The organism is Silvibacterium acidisoli (assembly GCA_022870745.1).
Taxonomy (GTDB): Bacteria; Acidobacteriota; Terriglobia; order Terriglobales; family Acidobacteriaceae; genus Silvibacterium.
In genome coordinates, this window is sequence record CP085323.1 from 636815 (window position 1) to 659373 (window position 22559).

General features: G+C 58.1%; 11 protein-coding genes. 6 read left to right on the top strand and 5 right to left on the bottom strand.

From position 1 onward, the window contains the following. Positions 1-7: 7 nt before the first annotated feature. Together LJD29_RS02640 and LJD29_RS02645 are read right to left on the bottom strand one after the other, a co-directional pair. A complete protein-coding gene (locus LJD29_RS02640) occupies positions 8-1288 on the bottom strand; it encodes a TolC family protein (protein ID WP_446744204.1) in 1281 nt (426 codons plus the stop codon). A gap of 300 nt (positions 1289-1588) precedes the next feature. After that, positions 1589-2608 carry a YncE family protein gene (locus tag LJD29_RS02645; RefSeq protein ID WP_446744205.1) on the bottom strand — a complete coding sequence of 340 codons (1020 nt, stop codon included), beginning with the start codon at positions 2606-2608 and terminating at the stop codon, positions 1589-1591. Positions 2609-3641: 1033 nt separating this feature from the next. On the opposite strand from LJD29_RS02645, the gene LJD29_RS02650 reads away from it, so the two are divergent. Next, a complete protein-coding gene (locus LJD29_RS02650; protein ID WP_446744206.1) occupies positions 3642-8615 on the top strand; it encodes a beta strand repeat-containing protein in 4974 nt (1657 codons plus the stop codon). Positions 8616-8660: 45 nt separating this feature from the next. After that, positions 8661-9965 (top strand): OmpA family protein, encoded by a 1305-nt coding sequence (locus LJD29_RS02655; protein ID WP_446744207.1) that lies wholly within the window; start codon positions 8661-8663, stop codon positions 9963-9965. A 133-nt stretch (positions 9966-10098) separates the two neighbouring features. On the opposite strand, the gene LJD29_RS02660 is transcribed toward LJD29_RS02655, so the two are convergent. Then, entirely contained in the window at positions 10099-10332 is a 234-nt protein-coding gene (locus tag LJD29_RS02660) for a hypothetical protein (RefSeq protein WP_446744208.1), read from the bottom strand. A gap of 415 nt (positions 10333-10747) precedes the next feature. On the opposite strand from LJD29_RS02660, the gene LJD29_RS02665 reads away from it, so the two are divergent. Next, positions 10748-11128 carry an MliC family protein gene (locus LJD29_RS02665; protein ID WP_446744209.1) on the top strand — a complete coding sequence of 127 codons (381 nt, stop codon included), beginning with the start codon at positions 10748-10750 and terminating at the stop codon, positions 11126-11128. Between the two features lie 137 nt (positions 11129-11265). On the opposite strand, the gene LJD29_RS02670 is transcribed toward LJD29_RS02665, so the two are convergent. Continuing rightward, entirely contained in the window at positions 11266-13173 is a 1908-nt protein-coding gene (locus tag LJD29_RS02670; RefSeq protein WP_446744210.1) for an MGH1-like glycoside hydrolase domain-containing protein, read from the bottom strand. Between the two features lie 50 nt (positions 13174-13223). Then, entirely contained in the window at positions 13224-14687 is a 1464-nt protein-coding gene (locus LJD29_RS02675; RefSeq protein WP_446744211.1) for a tetratricopeptide repeat protein, read from the bottom strand. Between the two features lie 608 nt (positions 14688-15295). On the opposite strand from LJD29_RS02675, the gene LJD29_RS02680 reads away from it, so the two are divergent. The 3 genes from LJD29_RS02680 to LJD29_RS02690 all read left to right on the top strand — a co-directional run bounded on the left by LJD29_RS02680 (position 15296) and on the right by LJD29_RS02690 (position 22507). Beyond that, a complete protein-coding gene (locus LJD29_RS02680; RefSeq protein ID WP_446744212.1) occupies positions 15296-18637 on the top strand; it encodes a TonB-dependent receptor in 3342 nt (1113 codons plus the stop codon). A 97-nt stretch (positions 18638-18734) separates the two neighbouring features. Beyond that, complete coding sequence (locus tag LJD29_RS02685; RefSeq protein ID WP_446744213.1) at positions 18735-21074, top strand: glycoside hydrolase family 31 protein; 2340 nt, start codon at positions 18735-18737, stop codon at positions 21072-21074. Between the two features lie 23 nt (positions 21075-21097). Beyond that, entirely contained in the window at positions 21098-22507 is a 1410-nt protein-coding gene (locus LJD29_RS02690) for a hypothetical protein (RefSeq protein ID WP_446744214.1), read from the top strand. Positions 22508-22559 lie beyond the last annotated feature (52 nt).

Genomic DNA, 22559 nt, shown 5'->3' on the forward strand with positions numbered 1-22559 from the left:
GAGTGGCTCACAAGGTCCCCGTCAAAAGTTGGAGTGCCGCAAGGGCGGATTGATAGCGTGCGATTCCGTCGGCCTGCGCCGTCTGTGCGCTCAAATACGAAGTCTGTGCATCCACGACCTCCAGCGCCGTGGCTTCTCCTGCGGTGTACCGCATCTTGGTCAGCCTCAGGCTTTCAGCAGCCGTCTGAACACTCTCTGCAAGAAGCGTCAGCTGATTCTGCGCGGCTGACGCTTCCGAATAGGTTTCATCGAGGTTGGCAATAAGCCGGCGCTGTGCGGCTGTCAGGTTGACCCGGGCGACATTCCTCTGAATCTGGCTCTGCTTGACTCGCTTTTGAGTAGAGAACCAATCCCATACCGGGATGTCCACCGTCGCCATCATGGAGTAGCCCAGGTTATTCACATCTTCCGGACCTCGCTTGGCGAACTGCGGGGCATCGATACCGTAAGAGAAATTCAAGGCGAGGTCAGGCAGGTATGCTGCCTTTGCAGACGTAACCGCTGCATTGCTCGCCTGGAGGTCTGCGAGAGCGCTCCGGATCTCCGGATTGTTGTTCGACGCCAGGCCATTGACCTCATCCCGCGTCGGCAACGCTGCCGGCGCCTCCGGCGGCTCGGTCGAATACGCCGTCCTCGGATCTGCAAAGAGAAGAACGGCCAGCTCGAGGCGCGCCTTCTCGGCAAGAAGATCCGCGTCGCTCAGATCGCGCTGCCTTTGCTGTTGTTGGAGCAGAGCCTTGATAACGTCAGCGTGGGCTACCTCACGCGCGGTTTCTCTCTTCTGAGTCAGGTCGCTGAAGGAAGTAGCTTCCTGCAAAGCTCCCGCAAGCAGTTGCCGCTTGGTCTCCGCGTCCGCCACCTGGTAATACAGCCCCACGACCGTCGCCACCAGCCCGCGGCGCGCCACCTCGAGTTCCGCAGAGGCACGGGCGGCATTCGCAGCAGCCACCTTGGCATCGGCGACCTGCTTCAGTCCTACGGTCTCATTAATGGAAGCCTGGCTTGTGTATTCGTGTACCGCATTGTTTGCAATAAAGATCGGTGACGATTGCAAACCAACCTGGCCACCGCTATTCTCCTGCCCATTGGGCTGCGTATAGAGGACCTGATTGTGGTAAGTCACCGAAGGCAGGAGAGCTGCCTTAGCCAGATAACTATCAATCGAGGCCGTCTTCTGAGCCGCAACACTCGCAGCAAATGCCGGCTCGTTCGCCTGCGCCCTCTTGATCGCCTCAGTAAGCGTGATTCGAGCCGGCGTTACTTCCACCTGTTGCCCGAATGAACTCAACGGTGTTCCGATCGAAAGCGCAACCGCGAGGAATGAGATCCATTGGTGAAGCCGTTTCCTGACAATGAGGCACATGTAGATAGGCTAAAAAGTGAACCTTAAATCAGTCTTAATTTGGGGATCGAAACAAGACAAACTTACTCAGACCATCACTATTCTCAACGAGAGCGTCATGGAATGGAGATACAAAGCGGCCCAGGAGCCATATCCTGGGATCGCTCTCCCGATATACATGAAAGCGGTGGTCCCAGTCCACCATCGGTGACCGGAACCTGATGCTTTGGTTCCGGCCAGATGGGATCAATGGGCAGCAGAGTCTGCTTCGATGCGAAGCAGCGTGAATGTGCCCGGAAGTACCGGCTTCTTTCCCTTGCCACTTGCAGGCAGCGGACCGAATTTGGCCGATGCGACATAAAGCCGGTGAGTCAAAGGATCGAGACCGAGGTTCCGCGAGCCAACAGGGGTTGTGAGCGTCTGTGCAACCTGGTACTGGTCGGCTCCGTCCTGGTGAATTACCGTGAGCGTACCGTCAGCATTGGCAACGAATACGTTGTGGCTCTCCGGGTCGTACGCAGCACCATCCGCGCCGCTGCCGATGGGCACGGTCGTGACAACCTTTCCAGCGCGATAGTCCGACACAGCCATCACACCACTCCTGCATCCGCTGAAGAGCCTGTGGTTCACCTTGTCGATCGCCAGGGGCACAGGTTGCTTGCAGGGTGCTGTGGACCACCGCTTCGTCACAGTTGCTTTCTTCGCATCGATTTCAACAATCTCACTCTTGTCGGCGATATTGGCATAGACTTTGCCGTCACCAGCCGACACCCCATACTCGGGCTTTCCGTTGAGTGGAATGTTGGTGATGAGCTTTCCTGTAGCAGCATCGATCACGGTTGAGGAGTTCGCGTCACCGTTCAATGTAAAGACCCGGTTGGAGACTTCATCGTAGAGAATCGCATCTGCATCGTCCGCCGCGGGAGTCTTGCCGAGAGCTTTCAACGTCTTGAGATCGAACATTACTACTGCCTTATCTTCGCCGGCAGTGGCAAAGCCATGTCCGCTCTTTGCGGCAATGGCGGTCCCGTGGGCTCCGTTGATGCCCGTAACCTCTCCGATCAGCTTGCCACTGTCCTCGTCGACAACCATCAGATGAGTTTCACGAGCAATAAAGAGCCTGTGGTTTCCTGAATCGGGGATGATGTAGTCCCAGCTCCCACTTCCGCCTATCGGATACGATTGCGTGATTCGGTAGTGCGTCGAGGTCTGCGCCATAAGGGTCGAGGCAGTGGCCAGGGCAAGAACAAGCGTTTTGAAGTGCATGATGCTCCTTGATGATCGGTGATAGCTGCCGCATTGAGCTGTGATTGGCCAGCCCTGCTATCCAAGCGAGCGCCAGACTCAACTACTCAATCTCTGTGAATCAATCTCTGTGAAAGATTACGATTTGAACCTTAAGTCCTGCTGAAGCCGCCACCCCTCGGGGGTTGTTCCGGCGATGCAGAATGTGGAGATATTCCTTCGCGAAGACGGACTATACCGGGGTAGTCCGGAGAGAATGACATATGCATGTTTCAAAACCTAGAGTGAGAAACATTCAAGAAGCATGAATAGAGTGTGACGCGAATGTTTTTTTAGATTCAGCTGAAATTCAGATTAGCCATCAGTTCGCCTTTATAATTCCAACGCATCTCTCGTCGCATAAATCACTGTTCACGATGCCTTTTTCTAAGGCTGTTCTAAGATTCGCCTGCTATAAGCTCCCTCGCAATTCTGGAGATCAGCGGCTCAAATGCCAGCGCCTTATGAAGCGGCGGTTTGAATAACTCCGAGGAGATGCTGGAGCGCTTCCACTGAGGCAATCTCTGCCGGCTCGAACGGCCGGTGGCCGTCCGCGAAGGAACGCGGTGCGCCCGGATAATCCAGATCAAGTCAGATATATCGGACTAACTTAACAAGGCTAAAAATCCAGCCAGATAAGTTACCACCCGCCAAGACTCCAAAAACCGTAAAGCGGCCAGGCGTCACCTGCAAAATACCCCATTCCAACGCCCTGATATCACCGGCAACATCGAAACACGGATATTTTCTCGCGACGGCGTTTCGTACTAACGCAATGGACATACTATCGACTGGACATAAGTAATCAGGGCGATAGTTACTAACTTCTTTCCTGATACCTGTCAGCCGCCGCATAAGTTCGCACGGCTTGGTGAGGCACAAACTCTGTACGAAATTTTAACGGCCTTCAAGAAGCGGCCTCCGGCCGCTTGCGATGCCGTGCGCCTGTGATCAGCCAAGGAGCAATGTCCCGATGTCTATGACCGCGTCCCTCCCTCCATCGTTCAGGTCTCGAATGAACATACCTGCCAATCGTAAGGTCCAGCCGCTGCGAAAGAAGGCACACTCCGTCAGCATCTGTGCACTTCTCTTCGTCTTGTCGCTTTCCGCCCTCCTGAGCGGATGCGGAAGCAGCGGCTATCCGGGAGGTGGCATTGCGTCGCTCTCCTCCTCGTCGATCACGATGGACGCCGGTCAGTCCGTGAACATCACGGCCACGATCGCCCAGGGCGAAACGGCTTCCTGGGCTCTCAGCGGTGCAAGCTGCAGCAGCAGCACTTGCGGCACGCTTTCAGCATCAACCGGCGCTGACATAACTTACACCGCTCCATCTGGCCTTACCGCCCCGTTGCAGGTAACGCTGACTGCGGGTATCGCACACACATCGAATTCCAAGACGGTCAGCATCACCGTAAATCCTGCTCCTGCGATTTCAGGAACGCTGCCGGCAGGCGCGGTCGGCACTCCCTACTCTGCGACCCTGACCGCGAGCGGCGGAACCGGCACACTCACTCTCAGCATCGCCAGCGGAACTCTGCCGGACGGCCTGACGTTCAATGCGAGCAATGGAACCATCTCCGGCACGCCGACCACGGTGGGCACATCTACATTTGTCGTACAGGTCACAGACCAGAGTGACGCCACACCGGATACCGTCAAGGTGAATGAGACGATCACCGTCAGTTCGGGCGGTACAACCGGCAATCTCTCCGTCACGGGTGGAGTGCAACCGGCAGGCACGGTTGGCGTAGCCTACACCACGACCCTCACCGCAACCGGCGGAACCGCTCCCTACACCTGGAGCATCTCGTCGGGCACTCTGCCAGCCGGGCTTACGATCGCCCCATCGACAGGCATCATCTCCGGCACGCCAACTGCGGCAGGCTCTTCGAATTTCGTCGTCCAGGTTGCTGACTCCACGGGAGCCACGGCAACCGCCTCGGCCTCGATAACGATCAACAACTCCACGACGACCACGCTAACGCTGACCTCCACGACCTTGCCCAACGGAATCGTCGGCGTACCCTACTCCGGGACCATCGGCGTAAGTGGCGGCACCTCGCCCTACAGCTGCGCCATCACCAGTGGAACGCTGCCCGCGGGCCTCACCCTCACCGGTTGCACCGTCAGCGGCACCCCAACCACCGCCGGAACTTCACAGGTAGCGGTCAAAGTTACAGATTCGGCAAGCCCGGCCAACACTGCAAGTGGACCCGAGACCATCGTGATCTCGGCGGCCAGCCTGACCCTCACCTCCACCACCCTGCCTAACGGAACCGTTGGCGTACCCTACACCGGAACCATCGGCGCAAGCGGCGGCACCTCGCCCTACAGCTGCGCCATCACCAGTGGAACGCTGCCCGCGGGCCTCACGCTCACTGGCTGCACCGTCAGCGGCACACCGACAACAGCCGGAACGTCCCAGGTGACAGTCAAAGTTACAGACTCGGCCAGCCCGGCCAATACCGCCAGTGGTCCGGAGACGATCGTGATCGCCCCGGCCACGTTGACGCTCACCTCTACAACCCTGCCTCCTGGAACCGTCGGCGTGCCTTACACCGGGACGATCGGCGCTAGCGGTGGCACTGCGCCCTACAGCTGCGCCATCACCAGCGGCACGCTGCCTGCAGGGCTGACTATCAGCGGCTGCACCGTCAGCGGTACGCCGACAACGCCGGGCACCTCCCAGGTAACAGTCAAAGTTACAGATTCAGCCAGCCCGGCCAACACCGCCAGCGGCCCTGAGACGATTGTGATCTCGGCAGCCAACCTGGTCCTTACCTCTACTACCCTGCCCAACGGAACCGTCGGAGTCGCCTACAGCGGAACCATCGGCGCGAGCGGCGGCACTGCGCCTTACAGCTGCGTTGTCACCGGCGGAACGCCTCCTCCAGGCCTCGTTCTCAACGGCTGCGCCGTCAGCGGTATCCCAACCACTGCTGGAACCTTCAATGTAACCGTGAAGGTTACGGATGCTGCCAACCCGGCAAAGACCGCGACAGGCCCCGAGACGATCGTGATCTCTCCGGCAGCGATGACCCTCACTGGCTCCACCCTGCCGAACGGAACAGTGGGTGTGGCCTACACCGGAAACGTTGCAATCAGCGGCGGAACCGCTCCCTACAGTTGCGTGGTCACGGGTGGAACACCACCTCCAGGCCTCGTTCTCAATGGCTGCGCCGTCAGCGGAACGCCTACCTCGGCTGGAACCTTCAATGTGACGGTGAAAGCCACTGACTCGGCCAGCCCGGCCAATACGGCCAGCGGTCCCGAGACCATCGTGATCGCACCGGCAACACTGACCCTCTCGTCTACGACGCTGCCTCCTGGAACAGTAGGCGTTCCCTACACCGGCACCATCGGCGCCAACGGCGGAATCTCGCCTTACAGCTGCTCCATAACCAGCGGAACCCTGCCCGCAGGCCTGATCCTCAACGGCTGCACGGTCAGCGGAACGCCCACCACCGCCGGCACCTCGAAGGTGACCGTTAAGGTCACCGACTCGGCGACCCCGGCGGATACTGGCAGCGGTCCCGAAACAATCGTGATCGCCCCGGCAGCACTTACGCTCACCAACTCCACTCTGCCTAATGGAACCGTAGGTATCCCCTACAGTGGAACCATCGGTGCGAGCGGCGGTACTGCTCCTTACAGCTGCTCTGTCACCAGCGGCACACCGCCTCCGGGCCTGACACTCAGCGGCTGCACCGTCAGCGGTACACCGACCACAGCGGGCACCTTCCAGGTAACGGCGAAGGTCACCGATTCCTCGACCCCTGCCAACACCGCCAGCGGACCGGAGACGATCGTAATCGTTCCCGCCTCGCTGACCATCACATCGACGACGCTGCCGACTGGCACCGTGGGAGTGCCTTACACCGGCACCATCGGGGCCAGTGGCGGAACATCCCCCTACAATTGTGCTGTCACTGGCGGCACGCTGCCTGCGGGCCTCACGCTCACCGGCTGCACCATCAGTGGCACACCGACAACACCGGGAACCAGTCCCTTCACCGTAACGGTGACCGATTCAGGAAGCCCGCAGAAGACAGCCTCCGGGCCGGAGACGATTACGATCGAGCCTTCCGGAACTCTGTCGCTGACAGCAACATTGCCGAACGCCATCCTGAACACGCCCTACAGCTACACGCTGAAGGCCACCGGAGGAACACCGACCTACGATTACGCGGTTACAGCTGGCGCATTGCCGGCGGGTATCACGTTGTCGCCGGACGGCATCCTCAGCGGTACGCCGACTGCACCGGGCGCGAGCAGCTTCACCGTCACCGTAACCGATACCAAGTCGGCCACGGCCACAGCCAACCTGATTCTCCTGGTCACGTATCCGACTTCGCCGAACGACTCGGAGCTGAGCGGCCCCTACGCCTATCTCTTCCAGGGATATGACGATGTGGTTGCCGGCGTGCTCGCTTACCAGACAGCGACGGTAGGCAGCTTCACTGCCGATGGCGTTGGAGGTATCACGGGCGGCGAGCTCGACTCCAACCACCAGTCTTCGACGCCAGCCACTACTACCGTGGCGACGCAGACTTTCCTCGCGACCTACATCGTGAATGCTGACAGCAGAGGCTTCATCACCATCACGACTCTGAATCCGGATAAGACCACGGCTCAGACCTCAACCTACGCCATATCGCTTAAGGCTCCTGTCGCGCCGGCTACGATCGCCACGCAGGGCAGCCTCATCGAGTACGACAACAACCAGCTGGTCGGGACCAAGGGCTCTGGTTCGCTCCTCGCCCAGATCCCAGCCACGTTCGCAGCAGGGTTGAAGGGCAGCTATGCCTTCGGTCTCTCCGGCGACACGCCATGCCTGATCTCCTGCACCATCGGAATCGCTTCCGGTCCGGTGGCCACTGTCGGCCAGTTCACAACCGACGGCGCCGGTGCAATCAGCGGCGGTAGCGCCGATGCCAACATCGCCAGCACCAACTTCGCAAACGCTCCTCTGAACGGCAGCTATGGAACTGCCGACCAGAACGGACGTCTGACAATGCAGCTCAACAACACCAGCATCTCCGACGGTGTTTATCCGACCGACTATGCGGTCTACATCGTGAATGCAAACGAGGCGTTCGTGATGTCGATCGACAAACACTCCTCCTACACGCTGCTTTCAGGAACGGCGCAACTGCAGACCACAACCGCGTTCGACAACAGCTACCTGAACGGACCGTTCATCGGATATGAAAACGCACAGTCCGATCCTGGTCTGGTCGGATCGGTGCTGCAGAGTGTCCTCAACTTCTCGACCGCAACCGTCTTCCGCGCCACCGGCAACGGGGCGGGCACCTGCAACACCACCAACGTAGACAGCGCGGGCCTGACCGCCCTGGTCGACAACCTCACCGGCATCTCCGGCTCCAACACGTTGCTACAGGCGCTCCTCGGCAACTCCACTGCTACCGGCACTTCAACCTGCCAGATAGCCACCAACGGACGCAGCGAGCTGAACTATCCTCAGCCGCCAAACCTCATCTCGGCGCTGCTTGCCATCCTTGGCCTGCCCACGGGTGCGCCGGCTCCGCGCATCGTTTACCTCACCGACTACGGAACCGGCTACTTCCTCGAGAGCGGCTACGCCGGCCTGGGTCACATCGAGCTGCAGACAGGCGCACCATACAGCCTGGCGACGCTCAACGGAACCTTCGTCTACTCCTCCATCCCGGCGAGCTCACTGGCCAGCATCACCCAGTCGGGACACTTCACCGCAAACGGCGCCGGCCAGGCCACAACCACGTTGGACGCAAACATAGGTGTCGGTACTCTGAACATCCTGCAGCTTGGGGCGACGACGACAACCACCTACGCCCTGTCCAATCCAAACGGCAACGCAACCCCAGCCACAGCGGGTCGCTATCTGCTCGGAGATGGATCCACGGTCATCTACGCCATTACTCCTGACAGATTCGTGTTGCTCAATACGAGTCCGTTGACGACTTCGCCGAGTGTGTCGCTGCTCTATTAAGCGGCGACACACTCAGAACCAGACGTTTCAACACAGGAGAAATGGATGACCCGCTCGAAGTTAGTTGCGATTGCACTCTTACTGGCAGGTGGTTCTGCAGCGTTTGCTCAGAACCGCCTGCAGGATTCGGAATACTCTTCTCGCTTTGATCTCTCAGGCGGCTACAACCTCATCAACGCAAACGCTCCGCCAGGTTCCTGCCAGTGCTTCACCATGAACGGCGCGTATGTCGAAGGCGACTATCACGCATGGAAATGGCTGGGAGTGGCGGGCATGGTCACCGCCGGCCACGCCACCAACATCAGCGACCTCGGCCAGAATCTTACCCTCACCACTTACATGGGTGGCCCTCGCGCGCAGTGGAACCTGTCACGCCTCGCCTTCTTCGGTCAGTTCCTGGCGGGAGCGGCGCGCGGAACAGGCTCGTATTTCCCCACCAGTACGGGATCGAAAAGCAGCGACACCGCCTTCGCATTTTCGACCGGGGGCGGACTCGACATCAACCTCACACCTCACTGGGCGGTACGCGCCTTCAATGCCCAGTTTCTTCGCACCAGCTTCTCCAATGGCAGCAACGATGAGCAGAATCAGCTGCAGATCAGCACCGGCATTGTGTATCGATTTGGAGGCACGCGATACGCGCCCGCCCCGCCGATGCGGGTTCCACCACCGCCGCCACGCTCGGAGATTCAATTTACGTGCGGCGTGAATGTGGCAGAGGTAGCGCCTGGCAGCGCAGTGCAGGTTATCGGAGAAACCATGACGCTTCCCGACAAACTCGACGTGACTTATAGCTGGACGGCCAGCGCTGGAACGATCCAGGGCAGCGGCCGCCTCGTCACTGTCGATACGTCTAACCTGGCTCCCGGCGTCTATCACGTCGATGGCCGGGCCTCACTCGCCTCGGACGCCTCGGTCACATCGAGCTGCCAGACGACCTTCCGCATCCGCGAAGAGGCTGCGAGCAGTACCGCAACGGCGCCTCCGCCAGCCAACGACAACAGCGATTTCTACAAGAACATGGCCGACGTCTTCTTCGACTACGACAGCGAGCATCTGCGCCCCGACGCGAAGGAAGGCGTCGCAAAGGACGCGGCATATCTCAACGCGCATCCTGAGATCAATTTCACGATCGCCGGGTACGCAGACGAGCGGGGCTCCGCCGAATACAACATCGCCCTGGGGCTTAAGCGTGCCATCACGACGCGAGCGGCCTTCGTCGAAGCAGGCGTCAGCGAATCGCGGATGAAAGTCCTGAGCTACGGGAAGGAAAAGCCATTCTGCACGGAAGACACCGACAGCTGCCTCCAGCAGAATCGTCGCGCGCAGATGCTGCCTGAAGCTCCCTAAAACTTTCGCTCTACCTCTGCCGGCATCAGCCAGTCTGGTGCCGGCTCTTTTTTTTGCCCGCCACGCTTCGATCGGAAAGGCGCCCGCTGCAAAACCTTTACATGCAGCGGGAGACAGAAAGTGATCCTGCCGCCTAAGGCCGGCGCCGTGGCAGAGGGGACGCGGGGTTGAGCCGCTCCTGCGGCAATCGTGCCTGTTCCTTCAGCCAGACGCTGTGCTCCATGCGGCTGATCTTCTCGGCAACCGCCAGGCTGATGAAATGATTTAGAGAGAGCCCTTCGCTCTGGGCCAGGTCATTCGCCTGCTGACGCATCGTCGACGAGAGGCGAAGTGGAAAGCAATAACGTTGTTTCGTATATACAGGCATACTGTTGATCGCCTACCTCCAAAAATCGATTCCTGCTCCACATACTGCGAAAGGGCCTGCCGTGACAAAAAACCTCGGCGCAGGCACTTCTTGATGAAAAGGCGGAGAGCAGAACATCTCATTACATAAGTAACTTGTATCTTGCCAGGTTAAAGTTACTGCCCGGCGATATAAAAGTAACACCAATTAACTCCCTGCACATTATGCAAAAGCATCACTTTTCAAGGCATAACAACATTTTTAACGTTCATTCCCAACCGAATACGCGGCTAACAAAATAGTTTCGACTTATATACAGCTGTATTTCCCAGCATCGTTAACTTATATCAATGACGCATGTCATTTATCTCAGGAAACACCTCGCCGTACGAAATCTATAAGGCGAACGATGTATTCTCTTTTCCCGGAGGAGAGTATGCGAAATATCCGAATGTTGGGCGCACTGGCTTTCTTAACGCTGGCTGCACAGGCGCCTGCGGTCGCTTCCAGTCTGACCATTGCAGTGAGAGGCAATCAGCCGGTTTCCCGGACACGTGCTCAGTATCACTGCGATGCGCACGGAGCCGCAATGGGGCTTCCATCCGGCACCTTCTCGGTCGAATACATCAATAGCGGAAGCAATCACCTTGCGGTAGTGCCGATTCATGGAGAATCACAGATCTTCGCGAACGTGGTCTCTGGATCGGGCGCCCGTTATGCTTCCGGGGCCCTGATCTGGTGGACGGGAAGAGCGATCACCCTGAGTTCAGAGGGATTGGGAGAAAAGGCAACGTCGACGTGCGAAGAGGTCAGGTGAGCCCGTGCGTCGCGGAAATTTTGCTGCCTTCAGCTTGGATTAAGCTTTCCTGCATCTAATCGATACATACGCTACTCCTCATATTGCCTTGGAACGCGTAGCACGGTTGCACGATTCCCCCACCGTGCATTTCCCCGTCATTTTCCTTCGTCCAGACTCATCAGACCGAGCAGGGCTCCCCAGTGATAGAAGCGATCGCTGTTGGGCACATCGTCTCCGTTGCCGGTGTCGCCGTTGTAATTTTCATGCACGTGGCCGTTCGTGTTCCAGTCACGCAGGAACAGGTTGAGCGACTTCTGCGCAAGCTCCCGCTTCGCCTTTTCCATCGCGGGCTGCTGATAGTTGTCAAGGCCGAGGTAGACGAGGTAATTCATCGGCCCCCAGATGCGGCCTCGCCAGTAGTTCTGATCTTTGAAGGCGGGATCGTTGCGCGCGATGGATGGAATGACCCACTCGCCCCAGAACTCGCTGGGGTTCAGCAGGTGCTCCCTGACCATGCGCTGCGCCTGCTCAGGCGTTGCGGCCTTTGCCATCATCGGATAGAAGTTCGTCGGCGAAAGACGATAGCTGAATTCGCCGGTATGCAGATCCTTGTTGAGAAAGATGCCGGTCTTTTCGTCCCATAGTGTCGCCAGCTTTGCGCGATACTTCGCGGCTCGTCCGCGCAACTCATTCGCTTCGGACGACTTGCCCAGCACGTCCGCGATCTTCGCCAGAGCATCGCAGTCGGCGATGTACATCCCCATTAAGCCCACGTCGGCATACTCAAGCTGGTGCGTCCTGGCATCGTAAGTGGCGTTGTCGTACATGGGGCTGTTATCCAGACCGGACTCCAGTATCGCCCCGAGGCGCGTGCCATAGCTGCCATCGTCCAGGTTCACGGGCTTATTCTCGCCATCGCTGCCCCAGGTCAGGTATCCCTGCATGTCGCGATGCTCGGCCCACCAGCGGTTCCACGTGAGCAGCGGCGTGAAGGTATCTTCCAGAAGCCACTTGTCGTGAAATTTTTCGTACAACCCGAGCACTGTGATCGCCCCGACAGGCGGCTCGGAGCGGTCGCCGCTCTTCCATCCGCCTGCCCGTGCATAATTCGGGATGAATCCCGCCGGCGTAGCTTCATTGCATATCTCGATGGCATTTGCGTAAGCGAGATCGCGGTCGCCAACGGCTGCGAGCGTTGCAGCGAAAAACGTATCCCAATCAAACAGCACGTAGCCGCCCCAGCCCACACTCCAGATTCGGCTGACGGGCGAGATGACACGCTGACCATGCGGTTCGTAGATGGTGTCCCAGCCGATAACCGTCTGAATCGCATCGGCCACAGGCGCGCGTGCGCCAAAGCTTGCGATGGATGCGTCGTAGGCATGTTTCTCGCGATCGAGGATCGCCTGTGCTTCCTGCACAGTTCGAGTTTTCCCGGTGCTCAACACGATCGGCTGCTTCAGATCCGCAGTAAAGTAGCTCCCCGAGAGCGGCACGTAAACGTCTTCTGTATCTTTTGCAGACAGGTAGACGGGAAGAGTGCGATTCGCGAGATGCGCCTCAATATGCCCGTTCCGTTTTACGATAGCGCCCGGTTTGTTCCAGAGCATGCCGACCGAAAAGACCACCTCAGGAGCCAGGTGCGCACCACTCGATGCATCGAGTGGAGATATAAGCAGCACCAGGTCGCTTCCGTCATGGGCGCTCTGTACGCGCACCTGGTGTCCGTGCCACAGCAGCTTCAGATCGGTGTAGCTGCCGTCGTAGGCGTGCGAGCCGGGGATGACACGCTCGTCATCCTTGCCTTGGCGGCCGATCAGAGCTTCACGGAGAAATCCGCCCGAAAACTCTGTGGCCTGATGCCGGATGCCCACGCTGATAGCGAGGCCCTCCGGCAACAAGACGTGTGTCATCACACTGTTCGTGTCCCAGGTATTCCATCCCTGTGCCAGGTGTTTCTGTAGCTGCGCGTATTGGGGCGAGCGCGCCTGCGCGGAGACGAGAACGGGAGACAGGCAAAGAGCTGCAGAAAACAGAAATGAGCCAATGTAGCGAAGTCGCATGTGCGCACCTGTATACAGCCTTTCAATGGCTGCAGGCAACGGGAATGCTTCTACTGCGCCGCGGGAGCCTTCTGCTCTACCAGCTTGAATTTCATCTTGTTCGTTTCGTCGTCGCGTTCGCTTTGCTTCAAGGAAGAAAGCTGCTTCACCAGCCCCGGAATTTCACGCTGGCCTGCCGGTCCGCCATGACGAAGCGCCATGATCAGGTGGAAGAGGGCGCTTTGATCGGAAGGCAGTTCCTTCAAGGCGATACGGCTCTGCTCGATCGCACGATCGAACTTCTCTTCACGCATGTAGATGTCGGCCAGCAGGTCGTGCGCTGGAACCATATCCGGCTTCAGCTTGATCGCTGTCAGCACCTCCCGCTCCGCTTCCTCTGAAGCGCCTCCCTGGCTCCAGAGGATCTTTGCGAGCACGAAATGCAGGTACGGGCTTGAGGGATGGTTCCGAAGCTGAACGCGAACATTAGCCAATGCCTTTTGAGGATCGTTGCCGGCGATTTCAGCAAGATCGGTAGCGTACGAGCCCAGGCTCTGCGTGGAATCGAGGGCATCGGCCTTCTGGAAGTCCGCCTCGGCATCCTTGTACTTGGCGAGCTGCACATAGAGCAATCCGCGAGAGATGTACAACGACGGGTCGGCCGAGACATGCTGTAGACCTGCATCGATCATGTCGATGCCCACCTGGAAGGAATCGTGTTCGAGACAGATAATCGCGAACGAAACGTAGTAGCCGGGTGTCGAGGGGCTAAGCACAATAGCCTGCCGCAGGAGCGCCACCGCTTTCGGCGTATCCCCTTTGGCTTCATAGGCTTCGGAGGCGAGGCTGAGCACATCCGGGTCGGCCTGGCTCGCAGCCACCATTGGCTCCAGCAGCTTCAGTGCTTCATCGTTCTGGTGTGACTCGACCAGCGCCACGGCCAGATCGTATTTCGCGTCGGGATTATCCGGAAGCAGGCTTACCAGCTGCTGAAAGACCGGCACAGCTCTCTCGGGCTGCTTCAATTGCATGAAGCAGGAGCCGTAAGCGGCAAGCGAGGCGGATTGCGTTCGGGTCGCATTCTCGCTCAGCTGAAAGTGGCTGATCGCCTCCGGGCAGTCTCCCTGCTGCGCTTCCAGCATGGCAAGCATGCCGTGGGCGATTTCGTCTTTGGGGCTGCCGCGCAGGATCTGTTCCAGGACCGGGACGGCACGCTTGTCCTGCTTCTCGTAGAGAAGCTCGGCCTTTCCTTTCAGCGCAGCCATATTCGTGGGCGAAAGACTCAGAGCCTTGTCGAAGGCCATCAGGGCTTCGGGGTGGTTTCCCTGGATGGAAAGCACGATCCCCTCGAGCGTCCAAAGCCGGTAGTCGCGGGGACTCTGCTTTAGCGCCGACCGGGTCGCCTCCATCGCCTGATCGTAGCTTTGGGCTCGAATCAGCGACTCAATGTTCGCGATGGGCGACTTACTCTCCTGCGCCTGGACGGCGAATGAGGCACACACGACGAGCGACAAAATCCATTGACGGCAGGGCATAGTAAACGCTCCGCCAGTGTAATCGTTTTATCGGACCGCGCAAGTCCTGCGGCTCCCCCATTGATGCCTGCAAATGAGAATCTCGAATGGCATTTCCTGGAACCAATATGGCATTGCGGTTGGGACGTCCGACGTAGAAATCGATCGGCTAATTGACAAGGCGGTCACCGCCAAAATTCCCTTATCTCTGAGCCCGGACGATTCCATAATCCGAATGCCCGAACCATAGCTCAACCTTATGGTTGAGATTTTTCCCCACTATTCAAGCGGTTCCCCTCGCAAAATCCAGAGTCAACGCCCCATCCCCCGCAAATTTCCGCACAACAGCTGACTGCCTATAACCGATCTGAAATGAACGATGTAGCCCTCTTCCAGACTACGTAAGACCACGGTAGCTAACCGTGAATTACTTGTGACTTCTCCCACGTGGGCATTCGAGTGATCGGCGCGGAGTTGGAGAGCAGGTTCCACCCTCCCTATTAAGGATGGGTAGCGGAATCCGATCCGGGTGCCAGGGCTCCGAGTTCAAGGCATTCGGTAAATTGTCACTTTTCTCGACGCTTGCGGGATAGGTTGCGCGGGCGAGAGTTTTCCGGTGGAGGCGATTCATGAAGCAAACAGCGAAAATCTTCGCGTTGCTGTTGGTGGTGTTCTACGGATCCTGGGCATTCGCCCAGTTCCTCAGCGGCATCCAGGGAACGGTGCAGGACCAGACCGGGGCCGCGGTTGCAGGAGCGACCGTCACCATCACCGACACCCGAACGAATATAACCAAGTCGATCACAACCAATGAGAGCGGATTTTTCCGGTTCGACAGCATCGGGGCCTCGACTTATGTCGTGCATGTCACGGCCAGCGGCTTCACCAGCTGGGACCAGAAGGACCTGGTCCTCGGTCCGGGTGAGACTCGCACCATTACCCCGGCGCTCAATGTGGGATCAACTTCGACCAGCGTCACCGTCCAGGCAGCGGCCGTTCAGCTCGACCTGGTAACGCCGACTACCTCCTCGGTCGTCAGTTCCAAGACGGTCGAAAACACCCCGCTTCCCGGCCAGAACGTCTACAGCCTGGCGACGCTGACCCCCGGCATGACCGGCTCCGCCGTCACCTCGGGCGACAACTATACGAATGAATACGCGATCAACATTAACGCCGCCGGTCTCCGCCAGGAAGAAAACGGTTATCAGATTGACGGAGCCTACACGAACACGCCCTCCCGCGGCGGCGGCAGTTCAATCTCGCCGAACCCGGCCATCGTCGAGTCCATGGACATCCGCACCAACGACTTCGACGCCGCAAAGGGCCGCAACGGTGGCGCAACCATCGATATCTTCACGAAGTCGGGTAGCAACGACTTTCACGGCAGCATCGACTACTACTTCCTGAACAACAACCTCTCGGCACACACCGAGTTCAATAACACCGTCCCCACCTTTACCCGCAACGAGATCGGCGCGACCTTCGGTGGGCCGATCATCAAGAATAAGTTCTTCATCTTCGGTGCAGTTGACGTGCTGCGTTCGAGCACGACCAATGCCAGCACCTATCAGGTGGAAACCCCGGACTTCACCAACTGGGCGAAGACGAATCTGCCGAACAATATCGCTACTCAGATTCTGACTACCGCGCCCCCGCTTTCCAACCCCACGAGCGGCATCCAGACTGTTGCACAGGTACTGGCGGCAAATTCGGGCATCACTACCCCACCCGCGAACCTTCCTCTCACGCTGCCTGCGCTGGGCACCGCAAACATCGCGTATTCGGTTCCTAAAGACGGATACCAATGGAGCGTACGTGGCGACTACTACATCCGCCAAAACGATCGCTTATACGTGACTGGGATTCGTACTTACGTCACCTCGCAGGGCGCGACACCCCGTCCCGCTCTGAATGACGACGAAAAGAACAGCTCAGACTTCGTAAACGTTGACTACACACATACCTTTTCGCCAAGGCTGCTTAACGAAGCCGGCGCGAACATCATTCGTCCTTACGGTTCTGACCTTGCCGCACCGACCATGAATATCCCTTACGTCAATGTCACCGGCTTGCAGAACTTCAACAACTGGGGGCCTGGCAACTTCACCCAGCAGACGATGGGCTGGCGCGATATGATGCAGACCACCTTTAAGAACCACAGTCTGAAGTTTGGATTCGAGCAATTCAATATTCGCGAAAACGCCTTACAGACCGGTGCGTTTACGCGTCCGACCTACAACTTCAACAACCTGATCGATTTCGTGCAGGACGCAGCACTGACCGAGTCGGGGACCCCCGTCGATCTCAACACGCACCAGCAGGCTCCGTACACCCGTCGGTACCGCACGCTTTATACCGGCGCATTCGTCCAGGACAGCTGGAAGATCGCTCCGACTTTCACGTTCAACGCCGGCCTTCGCTATGACGTGATGGCAGACTTCTTCGCCATCAATCAACCCAGGCTCACGAACTTCACTCTGGGTTCCGGTGACTTCAACACGGCAGTCGCGACCGGCACAACCGGCTACACCCCAAGCCCGCACGTTCTGGATCACAACATCTGGGGTCTTGGGCCTCGCATCGGTTTCTCGTGGGACATCTTCGGCACCGGCAAGACAGCCCTGCGCGGTGGCGTAGGCATGTTTAACGACCAGCCGCCCTACCTGCACATTACGGATATCACCGCCGGGAACCTTCCGAACTACTACACTCCTTCGCTGGACAGAAGACAGGGAACAATACCGAACTTCCAACTTTGCAGCGCTCCCACAGGCTTTACCGAGGTCTGCCCGATCGTCGATACCAGCAATATCACGCTTAATTCCTCGGGCGGAGCGGTGCTGACGAATCCAGACGGTAGTCAGACCATTCAAAGAGCTAGCCTCGGCGCATTCTCGCCGGACTACAAGCTGACGAGGGTCGAAGCGTGGACTCTCAGTGTTCAACAGGAGCTCCCTTACAACATGGTTTTCGAGTTGAACTACTCGGGAACCGCCGCACGGCACCTGCCAATCTTTAATCAGGACATCAACCGCTTCAGCGGAGACCTGGTCGTGAACAAGGGTAGCCTGCAGCGACTCAATCCGAACTTCAACACCATTCAGTACGCATATTCAAACGGCAACTCCTTTGGTAGTGTCGGATCGGCGACGCTGGCACGACGCTTTACGCATGGTGTCGCCTTCCGTGGCATTTACACCTGGAGCAAGGCTCTGGATTACCTCAGCACTGCTGGATCGCTCGACGGTGGAAACGTCACCGGCAACTTCAATGGCGGTAATTCTGACGTAATCGTCAACAACGATCTCAAAGCGCAACGTGGACGAGCGGACTTCGATATCCGCCAGCAGTTCACCGCAGATGGAACCTGGACCACCCCGAACTCCTACAGCTCGCGATGGGAGCGCGGTGTATTCGGCGATTGGCAATTTGGCGGCGTCTGGATCGTGCAAAGCGGTCTGCCATTTACCGTCTACACCTCAGCGGCGTTCTCGCCGGTGTACAACGTTACCGTAAATAACACCACGCCACCCTGCAGTCAGATTCCAGGATGCCAGGTAATTGGCAACTCAGGCGGCGACTACAACGCCGACGGCTCAAACTTCGACCTGCCGAACGTGCCGAAGTTTGGCCGCCACCTGCAGGGACAAAGCCGCAAGGCCTTCATCAACGGAATCTTCTCGGCCTCCGATTTCCCCACTCCCGCTCTCGGGCAGGAAGGAAACCTGGGCCGCAACACCTACGACGGTCCTGGATACAATAACGTGGACTTCACCTTCGAGCGCTTCTTCCACACGCCCTGGTTCTTCGGCGAGAAGATGCAGATCGAAGCCAAAGGAGAAGTCACCAACCTCTTTAACCGCGCCAACCTGCTGGGCATGAACTCAGATCTGTCCTCCGGACTTTTTGGCAAGTCCAATAACCAGTACCCGGCGCGCTACCTCCAGCTCCATATTCGCGCCACTTTCTAAACACCGCGCGGTGGAACTGCCTCGAGCATCACAGGCAGTTTCACCGCGTTTTTCTTTGCAGATTTTTCGCAGTCACGATGGAAGGAAATTTCCTCACATGCGTTCATGCCTTCGCTTCACGCTGCCTTCGCTTCTTTTTGCTGCACTTCCTATCTATGCGCAAACCTCTGGCCAGCAGGCCCCGGATCTGCCACCGGTTTCGGCAGAACAATCCGCCACCGGCCTTCACGGAACGGTTGGCAGTGAACAGGTCAACATCACCGTCTGCAGCGACTCCGTCATTCATGTCGTGACCGTTCCTGAAGGCGGCAGCACCAGCTCTCCGAAGCCGTGGATGCTCGATCAGAAAGAGTCCTGCCCCGGCGGGAAATTCACCTTCACGAAAAACGCCGATAACGCCACGCTGAAGACTGCGCAGCTTCAGATCGACTTCTCGCTCTCGCGCGGAAACATTCTGATTCACGACATGGCGGGAGACCAGCTTCTGCAGGAAAGCAGAAACGTCCCCCGCACCTACGAGCCGGTCGTTCTGAATGGCGAGCATACTTTTCAGGTCGAAGACCGCTTCAACGCCAATCCCTCGGAGGGTATCTACGGGCTCGGCCAGCATCAGAGCGGACTCTTCAACTATCGTGGAGCAACCGTCGAACTCGGCCAGAACAACACCGATGTTGCCATTCCCTTTCTCGTGTCAAACCGGGGCTACGCAATCCTGTGGAACACGGCGGCGCTCTCCTATTTTGACAATCGTTTTCCGCGCGATATCAGCCTGAGTTCCATCGCGGGCAAGTCGATCGATTACTACTTCATCTATGGGCCGGAGATGGACAGCATCATCCATCAATACCGCAGCATGACGGGACACACTCCCCTGCTGCCCAAGTGGGCTTACGGCTTCTTCCAGTCCAAAGACAAATACATCTCTCTCGACGAAATCCTGGACGTCGGAAAACGCTACCGTGACGAGCACATTCCCCTCGACGCCATCGTGCAGGACTGGTTCTGGTGGAAGATCGAAGGCGATCCGATCTTCAACTCGAACTATCATGACGTTCCTGCCGATCTCGAAAAGCTCCACCAGATGAACATCCACGCGATGATCTCGGCGTGGGCCCTGCTCGATCCCCGCTCTGAAAACTTCAAGCAGATGGAGGCGAATCACTTCGACGTTCCCGGAGCACACGTCTACGATCCGAGCAATCCCGCCGCGCGCGACCTTTACTGGAAAAATCTGACCGGCAAGCTCTTTGCACAGGGATGGGATGCCTTCTGGCTCGACAGCGCCGAACCGGAAGAGTACTTCCCTCATCTCGGCGACGCGATTCTGCGCAACAAGACTCTCGCCATCGGCAACGGCGCGGAGTACACGAACGTCTTCCCTCTCCTGCACACCATCGGCACGCAGGAGCACTGGAAGCAGGACAACGACAAGAAGCGTGTCTTTCTGCTGACGCGTTCCGCTTTTGTAGGTCAGCAGCGCGTGGGAGCAACCGTCTGGTCGGGCGACGTGTACAGCACATGGTGGGCACTGTCGAAGCAGCCTGCAGCCGGATTGAACTTCGCTCTTTCCGGCTACCCATACTGGACGACAGACATCGGCGGTTACATTCCTCCTATCGATGGCAAGGCTGAAGAACCAGACTTCGAAAACATCTACACACGCTGGTTCGAGTTCGGAACCTTCTGCCCGATCTTCCGCACGCACGGTCATCGCCCGGCCAACGAGCTGTGGAGCTATAAGAATGCCGAACCCATCCTGGTTTCGTATGACAAGCTGCGTTACCGGCTGATGCCCTACATCTATTCGCTGGCGTGGAAGGTGACGGACCAGGATTACACCATTCAGCGCCCGCTGATCATGGACTGGCGCACCGATCCGAAGGTTGCAAATATCGGCGATCAGTTCATGTTCGGTCCGGCGTTGATGGTCAGCCCGGTATTAAAAGCAAATGCCACGAAGCGCGAGGTATACCTGCCTGAATCTCCTGCATGGTACGACTTCTGGACCGGCGAAACCGTGAAGGGCAACAGCGATCTCGACGTGGAAGCACCGCTGGGCAAGCTTCCTCTGTATGTCCGCGCTGGATCGATCCTGCCGCTCGGCCCCGAGATCGAATATGCCGAGCAGGATCCCGGCGGACCGATCGAGCTGCGCATCTATCGCGGAGCCGACGGAAGCTTTGACCTGTACGAAGACTCCGGAGACTCCTACGACTACCAAAAAGGCATGCATGCGATCACGCCGATTCACTGGGACGACCGCAGCGGCACGCTGACCATCGGAAAACGCGAAGGATCCTTCCCTGGCATGCCGGAAAAACGCCAGTTCCGGATCGTCTTCGTTGGAAAAGATCACGGCGCTGGCGGCGGTGTTTCTCAACGCGCCGATCGCGAAATCGAGTATGACGGAAAGGAAGTGCGAGTAGCGGCACACTGATTCCCAATTCGGCGCAAGATGCTTTGCTTTCAGTAGCTTACGGTTTCGATTACGACGCAGCTTCGATCTTGGTCTACAATGGCGACCGTTCGGAAATGGACCCCTGGAACGCCATGAATCCAATAGACGCAACGATTGAGAGGCCGGCGGTAGAGAAGCCACAGGATGATTTTGCGCAAAAAACTTTGATCCTTGAGGAACTCGATCATGTTCTGAAGAGCCGTTTCTTCAGAAACTCCGAGCGCGGCAAACAGTTTCTGACGTATGTGGTGCAGAATGCCCTTGCCGGGCGCACAGACGTTCTCAAAGAACGCGTGATCGGAATAGAGGTCTTTGGACGGCCGGCCAACTATGCGACTGGCGAAGATCCGGTTGTGCGCGTGCAGGCAGGCGAGGTCCGCCGGAGGCTGGAGCAGTACTACCACTCCGGGCAGGAGAGTTCGCGAGTTCAGATCGAGCTGCCGACCGGGTCTTATACACCCGGGTTTCGCTGGTCCGAAGCCGTATCGGAAGAGCCTGCAGCGGCAGTTCCAGCACTTCTCGAGCCAGAATTGAAATCGAAACCCGAATCCGGTTTCCGGCAGGCGCTCCCCTGGGGGCTCGCAGCCGCAGGTTTCACAATCGCTCTCGCTCTTGCCGTGCACATTTTATGGCCCGGCCTTCTGCACAGGAAAGCAGCGCTTGAACGCTTCTGGGAGCCCGGTTTTTCGGCAGCTCAGCCGATATTGATCTGCGTGCCGGCACCGATTGTTTACATGCCGACCCATGACTTCTTCGATCGCTACTCGTCAGCGCATCAGGGGCAGTTCGCGACAGAGATGCAACGTATCACGGAAGCGTTACCGCTAGACTCGGACGCCAAACTGGCATGGAAAGATCTGCGCGCGGTGAAGGATCTGGGCCTTGCCACCGGCGACGTCTACGCTGCTGTTCAGCTGACCACGTTCCTGGACAAGCATGAGCGCCGGAGCCAGCTCCGCGTGGGCCAGAACTACTCTTTCGCCGACCTTCGCAACTCGCCCGCGGTTCTCGTGGGCGCATACAACAACAAGTGGGCGGTTCAGTTGACCTCGAATCTGCGCTACCGGTTTCTGGACGGGAATCCGAAGTCGGTGGAAATTTTCGACAGCGCGCCGGGCGGCCAGCACTGGAATCCATCATTCGACGAACAAGGCCAGGTGGTCCACGACTTCGGACTCGTCACACGCCTGCTTGACTCAAAGACCGGCCAATTCACAGTTACGATCGGCGGCATCAAGGCTGACGGAACACAAGCCGCGGCCGAACTCATCACCAACCCTGATTACTTCAAGCAAGTGCTCCCCGATGCGCCGCCCAACTGGGAGACGAAGAATATGGAAGTCGTGATTGAAACCACCGTCACGGACATGATCGCCAGCCCGCCTCACGTGGTAAAAGCCTACTTCTGGTAAACGAAGGTCGATTCAGGACCAAATCTGTCGTATATTGAGAAAGCGGACAGAT